The following is a 17,293-nucleotide window of genomic DNA, read 5'->3' on the forward strand; positions in this document are numbered from 1 at the left end:
CGGCGACGGAAGTTGGGCGCGGTTCACGAAGCGAGAGGCGGAAGGGCTGCGCGCCCTCGCCTTTCGTGCCTCGGGCAACGCGGCGCGAATGCGTTGATTTAGGTTGATAGAAGGTTAGGGCCGGCCACGTCATGCGAGCTCCGGTCAGCCTTTCCCGACGATAACCCACAAATTTGCCCGCACCAGAGCCAAAAAGCTACAATCGCGCCCCGACTTACTGTTACAGTCTAACCTCGGTGCTGACACCCGCCGATCGAATAGGACCCTACGAGTTCACCGCCCTCTACGATTTTGCCCCGCGCACCGGCGGACAGAAGCTTGCCGGCCGATGATCGGCACCCTCCTCGCTCACTACCGCATCACCGGCTCTCTCGGCGTCGGTGGGATGGGCGAGGTCTACCGGGCTCGCGACACGAAGCTCGGTCGCGACATGGCCCTGAAAGTCCTCCCCGCCGAGATGGCCTCGGACCCGAACCGGATTGGACGCTTTTCTCGCGAGGCGCGTGCCGTTGCCGCTCTCAATCACCCCAATATCGTCACCCTTTACTCCGTCGAAGAAGCCGGGGGGATTCATTTCCTCACGATGGAGCTCGTCGAGGGTCAAGCGCTCGACGCTCTGATCCCGGAAGCCGGCGTTTCTTTGGAACAGATCTTCGAGATCGCTCTGCCTTTGGTCGATGCGGTCTCGGCGGCACACGAAAAAGGGATCACCCATCGGGACCTGAAGCCCGCGAACATCATGGTGACCGAGAAAGGACGGCTGAAGGTCCTCGACTTCGGGCTGGCCAAGGTCTTTGGCCTGGCGAAAGACGATCTTCATGACGACGAGCTCGTCACCGAAGCTCAGACTCGAGAAGGCCTGGTGATGGGAACCGTTCCCTACATGTCCCCCGAACAGGTGCAGGGCAAGCGCGTCGACCAGCGTACGGACATCTTCTCACTCGGGATCATTTTGTACGAGATGGCGTGCGGCTGCCGTCCGTTTCGAGGAGCTTCCGCGGCCGAGCTCATCTCTTCGATCCTGCGGGATACACCACCGGACGTAATGGACTCGAGGACGGAGCTGCCACACGGTCTGGCCCGGATCGTTGCGCGCTGTCTCGAGAAGAACGCGCAAGATCGTTTCCAGTCCGCACGTGATCTTTATGACGCACTTCAGTCTTTGAGGGATGACGCCTCTTCCACGCCCGCGAGCCCGGCGGCAAGAAGCGAGTCTCGCGAAGCGGAACCGGCCGGGGGGTTCTGGGTCGCGGTGCTGCCGTTCAAACCCCGCGGAGACGACCCCGATCTGGAAACGCTTGCCGAAGGGTTGAATGAGGACGTCCGACGGGTCTGTCGAAGTTCTCCTACCTCTCCGTCATCTCACGTAACTGGACCATCCGCTACGAGGATCAGACCGATGACGTGCGGCGCGTCGGTAAAGAGCTCGGAGCGCGTTACGTCCTCGAGGGTACGGTGCGCAAAGCCGGTCCCACCCTCCACGACCTGGCGGAGCGGGCCGCGCCCCGTGCGACTCGCACACCGCTCGTCGGTCGTAATTCGGAACGGACCGAGCTCCATGTGGGCATGGCGGATGAGCTCGAGCGATCGGACGCCCGCTCGAACCTTCGAGAGCTTCCCCGTCTCGCGGTGTTGCCGTTTGCCGATTTCTCTTCCGGGCAGAGTCAGGAGTGGTTCGCTGCGGCGATGCACGAGGCCCTATTGACCGCGCTGCAGCAGATCGATGGAATGCGGGTGACGTCGCGTACGTCTTCCATGCGCTATCAGAAAACTTCCACACTCCTCCCGGAGATAGCGGCCGAGCTACGCGTGCAGTGGCTGGTCGAAGGGTCGGTGGTGCAGGCCGGCGACCGGATCCGGATCTCCGCAAAACTGATCGACGCGCCCCACGACCAGCAGGTCTGGGCGGAACAGTACGAACGGGACATGGTCGATCTTCTTGCTCTTCAGAGCGAGGTCGCCCTTGATGCACGGCGACCTCGGTTGGTGGCTCTATGGCGATCGTCGATACGGTCGGGCAATCGACGAGGCGCGCCACGCCCTCGAGCTCGATCCCTCGTTTCCGGAGTCGCACTGGTTGCTCGCGGCGCCAAAGGCCGAGCAAGGCGAGCTCGAGGCGGCTCTCGAGCACTTCGCGCGTTACGAGTCGCTCTACGGAGAGCCGGTCCTCTGGTTCCGCGGCTACCTCGAGGCGCTCGCCGGCAAGCGCGACGAAGCGCTGAGGGAGCTCGCCGAGCTGGAAAAACGCGTCGCGGAAGGCAAGTCCTCTCCCATCGAGCTCGCTCAGATCCATCTCGGTCTCGGTGATCGCGAACGCCTTCTCGAGATACTCGAGAAGGCCAACGAGTCGGGCGTTTCCTTCCAGCCCTACCTTTGGCCCGAATACGAGGAGTATCACGACGACCCGAGGTTTCGGAAGGTGCTCGAGAAGTTCTCCCTACCGCTGCCACCGGAGGCCGGGGCGTAGGTACGCATAACGTCCATCCAGACTCGCGGCTCGCTCATTGGCTCCCGCCCCCTGGTCGCTTGATGATCTGACCTCGAAGAAAGCCGGTCGGTTTTCCACCGTCGACGGCGAACAGGCCGTTGTTGATGACGATCTCCACCCCGTCACTGAAACGCTCCGGCTCGAGCACGGTGGAATTATCCTGAAGGGCGTCGAGGTCGAAGATGACGACATCCGCTTTGAAACCTTCTCGCAGCAGCCCTCGGTCTTTCAGGCCCACGATCTGAGCGGGAAGTCCCGTGGACGAGCGCACCGCGAACGGCAAGGTAATGACCTGACGCTCCTTTACGTAGCGGGCGATCTTTCGCACGAAGGCTCCGAAATGACGGGGGTGGCTTCCCGGACCTCCCTCGAATCCTTCCACCCCCTCCACCCCGCTCACCGCCGCGTCGGAGCCGGTGGCAGTGAAATCCTCGCGAATGTAGTTCTCGATATCGAGCTCATGGATGCCGTAGCCACGCGTCCAAGCGCCGCCCAGCACGTCCTCGTAACCGTGGAGCGCCATATGCACGACGACCTCCTGATGGGTCTCACCGCGTTCGCGTGCCAGCTCGGCAAGCGTCTTTCCGTTGAAGCTCGCTTCGGGGTAGTCGACGACGACGACCCGATCCGCGCCACCGTTGTGATCGACGATCCAGGCGATGTCCCGGGCGATGAGCCTTCGGGTCTCGGGCTCGTGCCAGCGACGCATCAAATTCTCACGGGCGCGGTCGAAGATGCCCTCCTGCTCATAGATGGGAGCATCGCGCCCCCCCGATGTGTCGACGCCGTCGTCGACGAGACACCAGCGTGGAATCATCGGACGGGGACCGCCCCCGAAAGTCTCATAAGGATAAACGTCGAGATAGACCTGAAGACCCTCGGCGCGCGCTCGCTTCACCACGAGCACGTCGTGGGCGGAGCGACCGAACGACGAGCGGCCGCGTGCTTTCATGTGGCTCGCGACGACCCGAATGCCAGTCTGTCTCGCTATCTCGATGGTCTCCTCGAGGGCCTGCAAGCCGTCCACAGGCCAGCCATCGAGCATGGACGGCAGAAGCGAAAGCGGCATCGCCGCCTCGCTTCGTTGATGGGCGATGTAGAAGCCGTCGTATTCCGCCACGACGCTCGCGAGCTCGAGGACCTCGGCCGGTGAGCTGAAGCGGCCCGGCCGGTACTCGAGTCCGGCGAAGAGCCCCCACGCACCGTCCTCCATACCTTGACGAACGAGCTCTTTCATACGCGCGACCTCTTCCGTCGTCGCCTCACGCTCGTAGTCGTCACCCATGACCTCACGCCGAACGGTGTTGTGGCCCACCATCGGAACGACGTTCATCGAGATCCCCGCTTCCTCGTAAGCCGCGTACTCGGCGCCGAGCGGCCAGGCCGCGTTACGGCCGTCGGGCCCTCCGAGCACGGTCGTGATTCCCTGATGGACGAGGCTCGTGCCGCGGCGTGCTTCGACGTGATCCGAAGTGAGCGCGCGGTCGGCGTGCGAGTGCACGTCGATGAATCCCGGCACGACGTAGAGCCCCGAGGCATCGATTGTGCGCGTCCCTCGCGCCCCGCGCAACGGTCCCATCGCGACAATCGTGTCACCGTCGATTCCGATATCCATTCGTATCGCGGGATTACCCGTGCCGTCGACGACGAGCCCATTTCGGATCAGGATGTCGAGCTCCTGGGAAGCGCCCATCGCGGGCACGAGCACCGCCATCGCGATGACGATCGTCGTTACGATTAGCCAGTGTTTCATCGGCTCGTTCTAACAGAACGGGAATCCGTTTGCATCCGAGTCCTTCGGTGGGCAACGGCGAGGTTCCGTCTGTCCTTTCCCCGGATCTTTCGATAGGATCGCTTGGCCTCCTTCGGGGTTACCAGAAGCATGTTCGCGGCGCTTTTCTCGTTCGTCGTAGCGACCACGACACTCCAGGACGTGCCCGCCTACACGAACGAGCAAGCGGCAGCCGGGGCCGACCTTTACGGCAATGTGTGCGCCGCCTGTCACCTCGCCGACCTCTCCGGCTCGTTCGAGGCAACGGCGCTCGCGGGCGAGGACTTCCGTATCAACTGGCAGGGTCGTCCCCTCATCGATCTCGTCGAGGTCATTCGCGCCACGATGCCGCCGGAAGATGCGGGCTCGCTGAGTCTCGAGCGCGCGACCGCGGTCACGGCTTTCCTTCTGCGTGAAAACGGCGTGCCTCCGGGTGACACGCCGCTCAGCTCGTCGGACACGTCACCCGTGTTTCCGGGAACAGCCGACACCGAGCTCGAGCCTCCACGGCCGCCGGTACCGGGCCTCCCCGGGACGGTGCCGACCCCCGGTTCCCGAAACGTCGCCCCCGAGGTCGCCGAGATATCCGAGACCGAGACGTCGATCACCCGCACCTACCGAGCCCCGCGACGACCGGTTTCGGTCTCGTCCGAGGAGCTGGCGCAACCACCGGCGAGGGACTGGCTCCACTGGCGGGGTACTCCCGGTGCCCTCGGCTACAGCCCGCTGAGCCAGATCACCCGGGACAACGTGCATCGTCTCCAGCTCGCGTGGGTTTGGGGCATGGAGCCGGGCACGAGCCAACCCTCGTTTCTCGCGCGGGACGGAGTCGTCTTCCTTCCGAACCAGGCCAACGTCATCCAGGCGCTGGACGGATCGGACGGCACCTTGCTCTGGGAGTACCGCCGCCGCTTCGGCGAAGGCACGAGCCTCGGACGGGGGCACCTGAGAAGTCTCGCGATCTGGGAAGACCTCGTCTTCGTGGCAACGATCGATGCGCATCTCGTCGCGCTCGACGCGAGCACGGGCGTGGTTCGGTGGGAGACGGAGGTCGCCGACGAAAGCCTCGGCTTCGGCTACACGTCAGGGCCCATCGTGGCGGAGAACCGGGTGATCACCGGCATGACCGGCTGCACGCGCCTTACCGAGGAGAGCTGCTTCATTACCGCGCACGACGCACGAACGGGGAAGGAGCTGTGGCGGACCTATACCGTCGCCCGGCCCGGCGAGCCGGGCGGCGACACCTGGGGTGATCTGCCCTGGGAGCTCCGGGGCGGCGCCGACGTCTGGATCCCGGGAAGCTGGGATCCCGAGCTTGGCCTCGTGTACTTCGGAACGGCGCAGGCCAAGCCGTGGTTGGCCGCGAGCCGCGGACTCACGACCGCGGACGCGACACTCTACGCCAACTCCACTCTCGCGCTGGACGTAACCGATGGCCGCATCGTCTGGTACCGGCAGCACGTTCCCGGTGAGTCGCTCGATTTCGACGAGGCCTTCGAGCAGGTGCTCGTCGATGTGGACGGACGCCCTCTCCACCTGTCGATTGGAAAGAGCGGAATCCTCTGGAAGCTGGATCGCCGCGGCGGGACTTTCCTCGGCTTCAAGGAGACCGTCTATCAGGACGTCTACCACTCCATCGATCCACGGACGGGTGCGGTGACGTACCGGGAGGACATCCAGGAAGCTCGAGTCGGCGATTGGCTCTCCGTCTGCCCCTCGACGGCCGGCGGTCACAACTGGCAGTCCACCGCCTTCTACCCGGCAAACCGATTGCTCATAGCACCGCTCAGTCAGAGCTGCATGGACATCGCGGGTCGGAAGATCGTGATGCAGAAGGGCGGCGGTGGAACCGGAGCGTCGCGCATGTGGAAGCCGTCGCCCGGTAAGGACGGACTCTTCGGCAAGCTCGCCGCCTACGACGTCACCACGCTCGATGAAGTCTGGAGCGTCGAGCAGAAGGCACCTTTCATGACGGGGGTTCTCACGACGGCGGGCGGCGTCGCCTTCGTCGGCGACTTCGACCGCTGGGTCAAGGCCTACGACATCGACACCGGCGAGCTACTTTGGCAGACGCGTCTCGCGAGCACCGTCGAGGGATTCCCGGTGACGTTCGAGATCGATGGCGTCCAGTACTTCGGCATTCCAACCGGCCGAGGCGGCGGCAGTCCGTGGCGGATCGGCGACTTCCTCACCCCGGAGCTCGTGAGCCCCGACGGGCACAACGCCCTCTATGTCTTCCGTCTGCCGGAGCGATGAGTACCTCTGTCTTCGTGGCCCTCCCTCTTCTGGCGGATGCGGGACGAGCTCCAACTCGACGTCCTCGCTGACGCGATCTCGTGACGAGCCGACGGCCGGAGGACCCGCCCCTCCGTTCGTCCGCATCCGGACCAAGCTGTTTCGCCCGCCCTCCTCGCTCGGTTGGCCCTCACGAACTGGCCGAGAAAGATGGTTTTCTTATACTTCGGCACTGCCACAAACGGTTCATCAACCGAGCCGATTTGACTAGAATTATGGTCATGGGTATAATTTTGACCGTACGTGGGGTGGGCAGTCCAACTCAAGGAGTCGGTGATCGAGGATCTGCGTTGGTTCGGGAAGAAAGACGGCCGACTCCTGTTGAAAGAAATCGAGCAGAAGCTATCGCTGGACCCCTTGGCCGATACCCGAAACATGAAGACTCTGCGGAAGAATCCGGTCGCCCAGCGAGAGCTCCGGCCGCTAGGCAAGTATCGGGTTCTGTTCAACGTCAGAGAAGAAAGAGAAGAGGTCACGATCATCCTCGTTGGCGAGAAACGGGGTGATTCCCTGCTCGTTCGGGGAGAGGAGTTTGCCGAACACCATGAAAGTGATTCCATTGAGTGAGGCCAAAGCGAACTTGAGCCATTACGCTCGTCGGTGTCGCGAGGAGCCCATCATTGTGACGGTGAACGGAGTGCCTGCGTTCCAACTGGTTCCCCTGGGGGAGGACGACGATCTCATTGATCACCTAATCGAGTACAACCCGAGGTTTCGCAAGCTGCTCGAGAAGCGCCTCAAAGAGCCTACGATTTCCGCGAAGGAAGCACGAAAGAGGATTTAGTGGTGTCGTTGGCCCAACTGGCCCGCCGGTGATGGCGGAGCACCTTTGGTTTCGGCTAATGATGCTCCGCAGATCGATTGCCAGGGTCAAGGGATCTGAGGCGCCTTTGACCTCTGTTTGCTCCAAGCCTGTCACTGCCACGCATCCGGCTCGTAAAGAGAGAACAGTTGGCAGACGCACCGACATCTCGTGCATTCGCGCGAGGAGACCGGACGATACTCCACCCGCCGACATACGGTGTTGCGTGGCTCGACAACGGCCGACTAGCGCTCATCGGTCACGTCCATGACCCATATGTCACCCAGGTCCTCTTCCCAGGTGAAATAGAGGTCCCGACCGTCGGTCGAGAGGCCGAGCCCACCCAGAGAACCGCGCCGTCCAACGAAGTCGGTCAGGGGATGCTCCGAGCCGTCCTCGAGAGAGAGCTCCCAGATGGTCCCCGCCCGGTCACCTCGGCCGAGATAGTAAATCTTCTTGCCATCCCGTGCCCACCGGAACGTCCGAACCTGTCCTTTGGTGAGCCTCTCCGGCTCTCCGCCCTCGACGGGCACACGCCACACGTAAGGCCCTAGATCGGCCTCGCCGACGAACGCCAGCCATTTGCCATCCGGCGACCACTCGAGCGCGAAATCAACGGCGTACTCCCTTAACTGTCGGGGCTCGCCACCGTCGGCGGGAACCACCCAGGGCTTCATGCCGCGACTGGAAAGGTAGGCGACTTTCGTTCCGTCGTGCGACCAGGAAAGAAGCCAATCCTCGTCGTCGTTTCTTGTGAGCTGGCGACTCGAACCGCCGCTCGCTGGCATGATCCAGATGTCCCGATTCCCGCTTCGATGGCTGTAGAAGGCGATATCCCTTTCGTCTGGTGACCAACGGGGATTCCAATCCGGTGCAATATCCGTGGTCAGCTGCCTCAGCTCGCCCGTCTGGAGAAACATGAGCCATAGATCCGGATTGCCGGCGCGGTCGGAGCTGACGAGCAGGCGATCGCCGTCCTGGGAGATGTCGAGGAACTCGACAAAGGCCTGGTCGAAGCTCAGCTGTTCGGCGTCAGCCCAGGTGACGGGACGCTCGGCCGATAAGGAGATCCGAAAGGCGTTGGAAACAGGGCGTCCCTTGGAATAGGCCAACCGGATTTCGTCGGGAGAAAGCTGCACGTTTCGAAAACCCATTCCTGTCGTCAGAGGCGCCGGCGGATCGATCGCGGTTCGATCCTCGGCGAGAGGCTGCGCCCAGAGGTCCATCGCGCCCCCGCGATTGGAAACGAAGTAGAGAGTCCTTCCGTCGGACGACCAATTGGGGCTCCGGTCGTTGGTACGGCCGTCCGTGCGGAAAAGGACTTCTCCATCGCTGAGGCGGAGAACCCCGAGTCGAGTAACTTCGGCCGTTTCGGTGCTCCCTCCTGCATCAACAAAGGCGAGGAATCGTCCGTCAGGAGACCAGCTCAAGTCCCATACCAGGTTTGGGAGCTCCGGCAATGGAATCCGGCGGGACTCATCCCCGCGAAGGGACACGATCTCGACGAAAACGGGCTCGTCGGCGTCGAGGATCTCGATACCGGAATAGCTCAGCTCGTCCCCGTCCGCCGACCACTGGGGACGACTCGTGTAGAGCGCGTTAACACTCGAGACCTTCCGGGGCGTTCCCGCCAGGGCCGACATTTCGTAAACGCCCCCGCCATCTCTCGCGGAGAGGAACGCGATGCGACTCCCGTCCGGCGACCAGGAGGGAAGTCGATCATCGCCTTCGTAATCTCCCGTCCGGTTCAGCGGCTCTCCCCCAATCGGTGCCACCCAGATATCCCAGTTGCCGCTCTGATTCGATTGATACGCGAGTATTTGGGCGTCGGGTGACCACGCGGGGTACTCCTCGACACCCACTGCCGAGGTCACCTGGACGGCGTTGACGAAACGAGGGATCCTTTCTCCCGGAACCAGGTTCCAAAGGAACGCCACAACAGCCAACAACCCGGCAACGGCCGCGCCCCGCATTATCCAAGTCGAAGCAGGCGTCCTGTGCCTTCCCAGGTCCCGGTCCTTCTTGAGCTCCTCGAGCTCGTTTCGCAGATCGAGGGCGGATTGGAGGCGGCGGCCAGGCTCTTTGACCAAACAGCGCTGGATGAGACGCGCGAGCTCTCGCGGCACCTCCCTCTTTGTCGTCGTCACCGGAGGCGGCGCGTCTTTGATGATGGAAGACAGGACCTCCGCCGACGTCTCGCCCCCGAAAGGACGACGTCCGGTCAGCATCTCGTAAAGAACGATGCCGAGGGAGAAGATGTCCGAGCGGGCATCCATGGATTTTCCCTGCGCCTGCTCGGGAGACATGTAATTCAGGGTTCCGACGATCACTCCCACTTCCGTTCTCGCCGCCGTGCGAAGCTCGCTCACCGAGCCCGCCCCAGAGACTCCTCCGGTCGGCTTCGCCAGTCCGAAATCGAGCACCTTCACTCGACCGTCTTCGCTCACCATCAAATTGTCAGGCTTGAGGTCCCGGTGGGTGATGCCCTCCTGGTGCGCGGCAGCCACGGCGTCGGCAAGCGGAATCGCGATGTCGAAGAACTTGCTCAGGGGCAACCCGTCCTTGGGAAGTAGCGTCTTCAAGGTCTCGCCTTGAACGAGCTGCATCGTGATGAAGTGGATGCCCTCGGCTTCCTCGACTGAAAAAACTTGAACGATGTTCGGATGGTCCAGTGCAGCGATGGCCTTGGCTTCCCGCTTGAAGCGTTCTCTCAGCTTCTCGTCCTCCGCCATTTCTGGAGGGAGGATCTTGAAAGCAACCTTGCGATCCAACTGGGTGTCCTCAGCCAGATAGACGTCGCCCATGCCACCGGAGCCAAGCTTCTCCAGAATCTTGTAGTGGGAGAGCGTCCGGCCAATCATGTCTACCTGCTGGTCGGGCGAATTGTAGGTGGGAAACAAAGCGGGGTTCAATCCGAGTAAACCGCTTGATGGCCTCGACGCATGGCACGGCCCCGCGCGCCGTTCAAATGGCACCCAATGACAACGGCCGATTGGACCTTGACGACGGAGGCGTTTCGACGCATTTAGAGGCGAACGATGAAGGCGAGATGATGCTCATATTGACGGTTCTGACGTTTACTGCTGGCCCAGGGGATTTCGATTTTCTGCTCGGGAAACGCTGGCAGGTCCACAACCGCGTCCTCATCGAGCGGCTCGTCGGCGCCGAAGAATGGACGGAGTTCGAGGCCGTTCTCGACGAAGTGCGGCCGATCGCCAACGGGCTGGGAAACGTGGATCGCTTCACCGCGGATTGGAACGGCCCGTTCGAGGGCAACAGCATCCGCCTCTACGACCCGAGGACGGAACGTTGGGCGATCTGGTGGGTCGACAGTCGCAACCCGGAGCTCCGATTTCAGGTCGAAGGCCGATTCGAGAACGGCCGAGGGGAATTCTTTGGCGAAGAGGTTTACCGGGGACGGGCAGTCAAGATGCGTTTTCTCTGGAAAGACATCACCAGCACTTCGGCGACCTGGGAGCAGGCCTATCTCGACGAGGGCACCAGAGAATGGGAGACCAACTGGATCATGACGTTCACTCGGATCCCATGAAGTGACGTCGTCGTTCTCCCCCTGCAGCAGCGTCAGCGCAGGCTGAACTTCTGCACGCGGCGGCCGGTCGAGGCCTCGCCCACGTAGAGGTTTCCGTGCGAGTCGACGCTCATTCCGTGGGGCCGCAGAAACTGGCCGGCGAAGTGGCCGCCCTGACCGAACGATCCCACGACTTCGAGGCTCTCGCGTTGGAGGATCCAGACCTTGTGATTCGTGCCATCGGCGAGGTAGAGCCACTGCTCTTCTGGATCGGGAGAGAGCACGATGACGAAAGCGGAGCCGGACAGACGCGTCGTGGGCTCGATGGTGCGCTCCATGACGAACTCACCGCCCTGGCGGAAGGCTTGAATGCGATTGCCGCGCCGGTCGGCCACATAAATCATGCCGTCGGACGAGCCGGTGAGGCCGTGCACGGTCGAGAATTGCCGTGGCGGTTCGTCGTCCGCACCGCGCGCCGCGTAGTCGAACTCGTAATCGTCGACAGGGGGCTCGCCGTAGGCACCCCAGTGACGGAGGTACTCCCCGGTCTCACCGTTGAACACGACGACGCGCCGGTTTCGATAGCCATCAGCGATGAAGGCTTCGTTCGTCGTCGGGTCGACCCAGATGCCCGCCGGCCCGCCGAGAAGCTCCTTGTCGTTGCTTCCGGCGTTCTCGTCATATTCTCCGATGGTCATGACGTGCTCGCCGCTCCGCGTGAACTTCATGACTCGATGGTGACGGAAAGTGCCGATCCAGACGAAGTCGTTGTGATCGACGAAGATGCCGTGCGGATTCCGCGGGTAGATGGAGACGTCCTGGGACGTGTCGCCCCAGCCTTGAACGACTTTGCCCCGCGCATCGAGCTCGATCACGGTCGGAGCGGGCACACAGCACGTGGCCAGAGGAGGCTCTTGCGCCGCCGCGATCTCCTCGTCAGTCAGCGTCTCGGGAAGCTGGGTTACCCATACGTGGTCGTTCGCGTCGACGAACACACCCGTCACCGAGCCGATGATCCACTGATCGGGCATCGCCTGCGGCCAGCTCGGATCGAACTCGAAGGACGGAACGCCGGGGCTCGTCGAGCGAGTCGCGTCCACGTCCGCCGCGCCTGCCGCTGTTCCCTCCGGCTCGGAGCCGGGCGCACAGGCGCCCGCGAGAAAGCCGAGGCCCATCGCCAGGAACAACCAGGTCTTTTCGCGTGGCCGCATCTCGTTTCCTCCTTGCAACTCGCTTCAGGCCCGAATCGCCCCGAGCGACGACGAAGCCTATCAGATTGGTAGCGCGATAGCCGAGCGACCTCCGAAGGCCAGGTCGTGGACGTTTATGCGTCGGGCCCGCCGGTGTCGTCGAGCGGCTCCATGGCGAATACGTGACTCCCCCAAGCCGGCATGTCGAGGTAGAGGCCGCGTTCCTGAAGCTCGTCTCCGGCCCGGTCGTAGACGTCGTCGCCCATCCGGTCGGCGAGCCGCCAGCTCCAGCCCTTCAGATCGTTCCACGGAATATCGAGGTAGCACTGGCTTCGATGCGGGGCATAGTTGACGGCGACGAGACGACGGCGGGGCCCGGGTCCACGCCAGGAGAACGCGATGAAAGCGTACCAGGAAGCGTTCCCGTCCCACGCCGGACGGCACTCGAGTAGCTGCCAGCTCCCCTCGTGAAAGGCCGGATCGCGCAGGCAGCGAAGAAGCTGGGCGTAGAAATCACGGATCGCCTCGTCGACCGGCTCCGAAGTTCCGCGCCCGAGGTGAACCGGAATGCGAACCTTCCTCCCTTCGCGCTGTCCCTGGTGAAAGAAACGGAGCCCCGGCGAGAAGAACGTGAGAACCGCCGCCGCTCGATGCACGTCGTGCTCCGGAAAGGTCGCCGCCGCCCGGGGCTCGTCGTGGTTCTCGAGGAAGCGCACGAGATGGTCCTGGTAGTCGAGACCCGCGTGGAAGTGTTCCCGGACCTCTCGTGCGCCGCCACGCTCGAGGCGGTCGTAGAGCGTCTTGTCGTACGTGTAGTCGAATCCCTGCTGTTGGAGTGTCCACTCGAGATCCCAGTAGACCTCGGCGAGGAAGAGAAAGCCCGGAATTTCCTTGCGAATGGCGGCGGTTGCCCACGGCCAGAACGGCCGGGCCAGGATGCCCCAGGTTCTCTCGAAGACTTCGGGAAGGACGAGCATCGCCATATCGCAACGCACTCCGTCGCATTGCCGGGAGATCCGAGATAGCTCGCCCAGCATCGCGTCCTGAAGCTCCGGACTGCCATAGTTCAACTGGAACGTGTCGGGCCAGCCGTCGAAATACGGGTCGCGGCCGTATGCGAGGATCCGCTCGCCAGCGCGGCCCCAGTTCTGTGGTTTTCCGGCCATCTGCTCTTCGGTCCCCGGTACGAAGTACTCGGGGTGCTGCACGACCCAGGCGTGGTCCGGTGCCATGTGGTTGGGGACGAAGTCGAGGATCAGACGGAGACCGCGGCTCCGGAGCCGCTCCCGCAGGCGTGCGAGAGCATCGTCACCGCCGAAGTCCTCGTGGACCCGGTAGTCGCGTACGGCGAAGCAGGAACCGGTGACGTCTTCCTCGCGAAGGTCGCCGAGGACCCGCCGATACTCGTCGAGCCATTCCGCCTTGGACCGGGAGACGCGCCGCGCCGCATCACCCGTCTGCCAGACTCCGAGGAACCAGACCAAGCAGAAGCCATCGGCGGCCATCTGGTCCAACTCGTTGTCCGACACGTCGTCGAGCGTAGCCGGGCGACCCAGATCGTTCGAGAGCTCGGAAAGCCGCACGCGCGTGTTGATTTGCAGTAGCGAAGGATATCGAGTAAGTCCCATGTGTGGAGACGGGCCCGTCAACGGTTGAGGCGCGGTCGCGCCTTCCGCTCGAATGCCGCCTCCTTCCCCACCTCGAGAAACCGTGGCCCGTCCAGGGTTCCGAAGAGCTCCACGAGAGTCGCCACGAGCCCGGTCCAACCCGTCTGGTGGCTCGCCCCGACGCCAGCTCCGTTGTCACCGTGGAAGTACTCATAGAACAGAAGATGGTCCCGAAAGTTCGGATCGGTCTGGAACTTCTCGGCTCCCCCGAAGACCGGCCGGCGCCCGTTCGCGTCGCGCAGGAAGATCCGCGTCAGGCGGTTTGCGATCTCCCGGGCGACCTCGAAAAGATTCATCTGCCGCCCCGAGCCCGTCGGGCACTCCACCTGGAAAGCGTCACCGTGGTAGGCGTAGAAATTCAAGAGCGCCCGGATGAGCAGCGCGTTCACCGGCATCCAGACCGGACCGCGCCAATTGGAGTTGCCGCCGAACATTCCCGAGTCGGAGTCCCCGGGAAGGTATGAGACGCGGTACTCACCGCCGTCTACCTGGAAGACGAAGGGGTGCTCGAGATGGTAACGCGAGAGCGCCCGGATCCCGTAGGGACTCAGGAACTCGTTCTCGTCCAGCATGCGCCCGAGAATCCGGCGCAGCTTATCGGGATTGACGAGGGCGATCATGCCGCGGTCGGCGTGGCCCCGGTGGCCCGGTCCGGTGGGATGGAGGCTTGCCAGGAGCTCCGGGCGGCGGCGGGCCCGTTCGGTGAGGGCGGCCGTGACCGAAGGTACCCGTTCGCGCTGCCAGGGCTCGATGACGGTCGCGGCGCAGAGCGGGAGAAGGCCCACCATCGATCGCACTTTGAGCCGCTGCGCACTCCCGTCGGGAAGGCGAAGCACGTCGTAGTAGAAGCCGTCCTCCTCGTCCCACATGCCTTCCGCGCCCACCCGGTTCATCGCGTGACCGATCCACAGGATGTGGTCGACGAACTTCGCGGCGAGGTCCCCGTAAGTCTCGTCGACGGCGGCGATCTCGATCGCCATCTCAAGCATGTTCTGGCTGAAGAGCGCCATCCAGGCCGTGCCGTCCGCTTGCTCGAGATGGCCCCCGGTCGGAAGCGGGGCCGAGCGATCGAAGACCCCGATGTTGTCGAGGCCGAGGAAGCCTCCCTCGAAGACGTTCTTGCCGAAACGGTCCTTACGGTTCACCCACCAGGTGAAGTTCGCGAGGAGCCTTCCGAAGGCACGTTTGAGGAACCGAACGTCGCCTTCGCCCTGCCGGGCTTGCTCCGTCCGGTAGAGGAACAGCGACGCCCAGGGATGCACCGGCGGGTTCACGTCGCTGAAATTCCACTCGTAGGCGGGAATCTGGCCGCTCGGGTGGAGATACCTCGGCCGCAGCATCAGGTCGAGCTGCTGCTTGGCGAAATCCACGTCGACGGTGGCCAGGGCCACGGTGTGGAACGCGAGGTCCCACGCCGCGTACCAGGGGTACTCCCACTTGTCGGGCATGGAGATGACGTCGTCGTTGACCATGTGGTCCCATGCGCGGTTGCGCACCGTACTCGAAGTAGCGAAAGGCTCGACTCCGTGTTCTTCGAGCCACTTGTCGGCGTCGAGGAAATAGTACTGCTTAGTCCACAGCATTCCGGAAAGCGCCTGCCGCATCACCCTCGCTTCGTCCTCCGTGGCTGCCTTCGGGGTCAACGCACCATAGAAATCATCGGCTTCCCCCCGACGGGCATCGAACGTTTCGTCGAACCGCGAGAACGGATCCTTCGAAGACGTTGGAGGGACGTCGCTCAGACGGAGCCGCAGCACGGCCTGCCCTCCCGCCTTCACCTCGAGCCGGTGGTGTGCGGCCACCTTGGTGCCGGACTTCGGGTTGACCGCGTCGGCATTTCCAAGAACGACATAGTCGTTGATCCCATCCTTGACGTAGGGCCCGGAGTTCTCCCCACCGAAGAGGCGCCGATTGTTGGTCTCGTTCTCGGTGAACAGCAGAGGGACTTCCCCATCCACGTAAAGCCATCGCTCTCCGAGCTCGGCGTGGGAGGCGACGACCACCCGGGATCCCTTTCGCGCCTCGTCCACCCGAAGAGAGGGCTTCGGCGGATCCGGCCACCACATCCACGTGTTCCGGAACCAAAGGGTGGGGAGAATATGGATCGTCGCCGCTTCCGGTCCCCGATTTTGCGCGGTGATCCGGACGAGCACGTCCTCGGGCCCGGCCTTCGCGTACTCCACGAAGACGTCGAAGTAGCGATCGTCTTCGAAGATGCCGGTGTCGATGAGCTCGTACTCGAGCTCGGCGCGCGAGCGGCCCCGGTTCGTATTCACCAGGTCCTCGTACGGGTAGGCGCGATGGGGGTACTTGTAGAGCCACTTCATGTAAGAGTGGGTGGGCGTCGAGTCGAGGTAGTAGTAGTACTCCTTCACGTCCTCGCCATGATTGCCCTCGGCATTGGTCAAACCGAAGAGGCGTTCCTTGAGGATCGGATCCGCGCCGTTCCACAGAGCGACGGCGAAACACAGCCGCTGCTTCTCGTCGGAGAGACCGGCCAGCCCGTCTTCACCCCAGTGGTAGGCGCGGGAGCGCGCCTGATCGTAGCCAAAGTAGCTCCAGGCATCACCGTTGTCGCTGTAGTCTTCGCGGACCGTGCCCCATTGCCGTTCGCTGAGGTAGGGCCCCCACTTCCGCCAGGGAACATCTTTTTGGCGTGCCTCGCCAAGTCGTTTGAGCTCGGCGCCGTTCATGCCGTTCGCCATGGTTCGTCTCCTCTCAGCCTGCGATCGCGAGCGTCTCTTCGATGCGCTCCAGGTCTCCAGGCGTCGGCTCGCGCGCGAACGAGATTATGGGATGCGCTCGGTACAGGGGAACTCGAAAAACTACGGGGATGGAGCAGAAGAATTTACTGGCATATCCACCTGGTTTTCGAGCGCGCGGAGAAACGATCCGGGACCGTCTCGAGAAGAGCTCCGTTTTCAAGTCGGCGTCGTGCGCTCAAAGACAGCGACCACGCATGTCGTCTCCAGAGCCGCGAGTATGACAACCCACGCGGATTGTGACAGGATCTGCTCCAACGTACTCTTTCTTGAGGAGAACTTGGAAGATGGCAATGTACACGTGTGAGAAGTGCGGGATGAGCGTCGGCACCATGACCTGTGGCAAATGTGGGGCGGAGCTCGTCCACGATACGCTGACCCTCGAAGCCGGCAAGAAAGTCGACATCGCCAAGTGCCCCGAGGGGCATGGCAAGATCAAATCGCCGCAGTGCTGCGGCGCCGACATGAGCTGCACGATCTGAGCGTGGCTTCGGGGGCGTCGCCGAGGTGATGTTTCCGTGACGAGAACTCCTTGCGACGGGCTCACCTCGGTGGCAACCACGCTCCTCTAGATGCTCCCCGACCTGCTCCCGGACCGGGCGGCAGTCCGCTTTCGTCAACGCACCCGAGGCGGCATGGATGCCTTCACGGAGCCGCGGCCGGCTTTGTAGAATGCCCATCATGGGGCGGCAGAACCTCTTCGTCTTCATCGCCGCGTCAGCCCTGGGAGCCTCGCTCCAGGCGCAACCGGATAGCTACGACATCCTCCTGCGCGGCGGCACCATCCTC

Annotated in this window: 12 protein-coding genes; 7 read left to right on the plus strand and 5 right to left on the minus strand. The window is 63.2% G+C overall.

The window, feature by feature from the left end; all coding sequences use genetic code 11:
• Positions 1-328: 328 nt before the first annotated feature.
• Positions 329-1,705, plus strand: a complete 1,377-nt coding sequence (locus VEK15_02115; GenBank protein ID HXV59460.1) for a serine/threonine-protein kinase — start codon at positions 329-331, stop codon at positions 1,703-1,705.
• A 261-nt stretch (positions 1,706-1,966) separates the two neighbouring features.
• Entirely contained in the window at positions 1,967-2,467 is a 501-nt protein-coding gene (locus VEK15_02120) for a hypothetical protein (protein ID HXV59461.1), read from the plus strand.
• Between the two features lie 34 nt (positions 2,468-2,501).
• Here VEK15_02120 and VEK15_02125 read toward each other — a convergent pair whose 3' ends face one another.
• Positions 2,502-4,241: an amidohydrolase family protein gene (locus VEK15_02125; protein HXV59462.1), complete on the minus strand. Its 1,740-nt coding sequence runs from the start codon at positions 4,239-4,241 to the stop codon at positions 2,502-2,504.
• Between the two features lie 102 nt (positions 4,242-4,343).
• On the opposite strand from VEK15_02125, the gene VEK15_02130 reads away from it, so the two are divergent.
• From VEK15_02130 to VEK15_02140, 3 genes are all read left to right on the plus strand, one after another.
• Positions 4,344-6,515: a PQQ-binding-like beta-propeller repeat protein gene (locus VEK15_02130; protein ID HXV59463.1), complete on the plus strand. Its 2,172-nt coding sequence runs from the start codon at positions 4,344-4,346 to the stop codon at positions 6,513-6,515.
• A 312-nt stretch (positions 6,516-6,827) separates the two neighbouring features.
• Positions 6,828-7,121 carry an addiction module toxin RelE gene (locus tag VEK15_02135; GenBank protein HXV59464.1) on the plus strand — a complete coding sequence of 98 codons (294 nt, stop codon included), beginning with the start codon at positions 6,828-6,830 and terminating at the stop codon, positions 7,119-7,121.
• On the plus strand, positions 7,099-7,338 hold the full coding sequence (locus tag VEK15_02140; GenBank protein ID HXV59465.1) for a type II toxin-antitoxin system Phd/YefM family antitoxin: 240 nt from the start codon (positions 7,099-7,101) through the stop codon (positions 7,336-7,338). Before VEK15_02135 ends, VEK15_02140 begins: the two co-directional genes overlap by 23 nt.
• Before the next feature lie 263 nt (positions 7,339-7,601).
• On the opposite strand, the gene VEK15_02145 is transcribed toward VEK15_02140, so the two are convergent.
• Entirely contained in the window at positions 7,602-10,268 is a 2,667-nt protein-coding gene (locus tag VEK15_02145) for a protein kinase (protein ID HXV59466.1), read from the minus strand.
• Positions 10,269-10,405: 137 nt separating this feature from the next.
• Here VEK15_02145 and VEK15_02150 point away from each other — a divergent pair, with 137 nt between their 5' ends.
• Positions 10,406-10,906, plus strand: coding sequence for a DUF1579 domain-containing protein (locus tag VEK15_02150; protein ID HXV59467.1), 501 nt, complete (start codon positions 10,406-10,408; stop codon positions 10,904-10,906).
• Between the two features lie 32 nt (positions 10,907-10,938).
• On the opposite strand, the gene VEK15_02155 is transcribed toward VEK15_02150, so the two are convergent.
• The 3 genes from VEK15_02155 to VEK15_02165 form a co-directional block, all read right to left on the minus strand.
• Entirely contained in the window at positions 10,939-12,096 is a 1,158-nt protein-coding gene (locus VEK15_02155) for a hypothetical protein (GenBank protein ID HXV59468.1), read from the minus strand.
• Positions 12,097-12,209: 113 nt separating this feature from the next.
• On the minus strand, positions 12,210-13,703 hold the full coding sequence (locus VEK15_02160; protein ID HXV59469.1) for an alpha-amylase family glycosyl hydrolase: 1,494 nt from the start codon (positions 13,701-13,703) through the stop codon (positions 12,210-12,212).
• 17 nt (positions 13,704-13,720) lie between these two features.
• Positions 13,721-16,435, minus strand: a complete 2,715-nt coding sequence (locus VEK15_02165; GenBank protein ID HXV59470.1) for a glucosidase — start codon at positions 16,433-16,435, stop codon at positions 13,721-13,723.
• Positions 16,436-16,791: 356 nt separating this feature from the next.
• On the opposite strand from VEK15_02165, the gene VEK15_02170 reads away from it, so the two are divergent.
• Positions 16,792-16,986: a hypothetical protein gene (locus VEK15_02170; protein HXV59471.1), complete on the plus strand. Its 195-nt coding sequence runs from the start codon at positions 16,792-16,794 to the stop codon at positions 16,984-16,986.
• Positions 16,987-17,293 lie beyond the last annotated feature (307 nt).

The sequence above is a fragment of the Vicinamibacteria bacterium genome, assembly GCA_035620555.1.
GTDB lineage: Bacteria > Acidobacteriota > Vicinamibacteria > Marinacidobacterales > SMYC01 > DASPGQ01.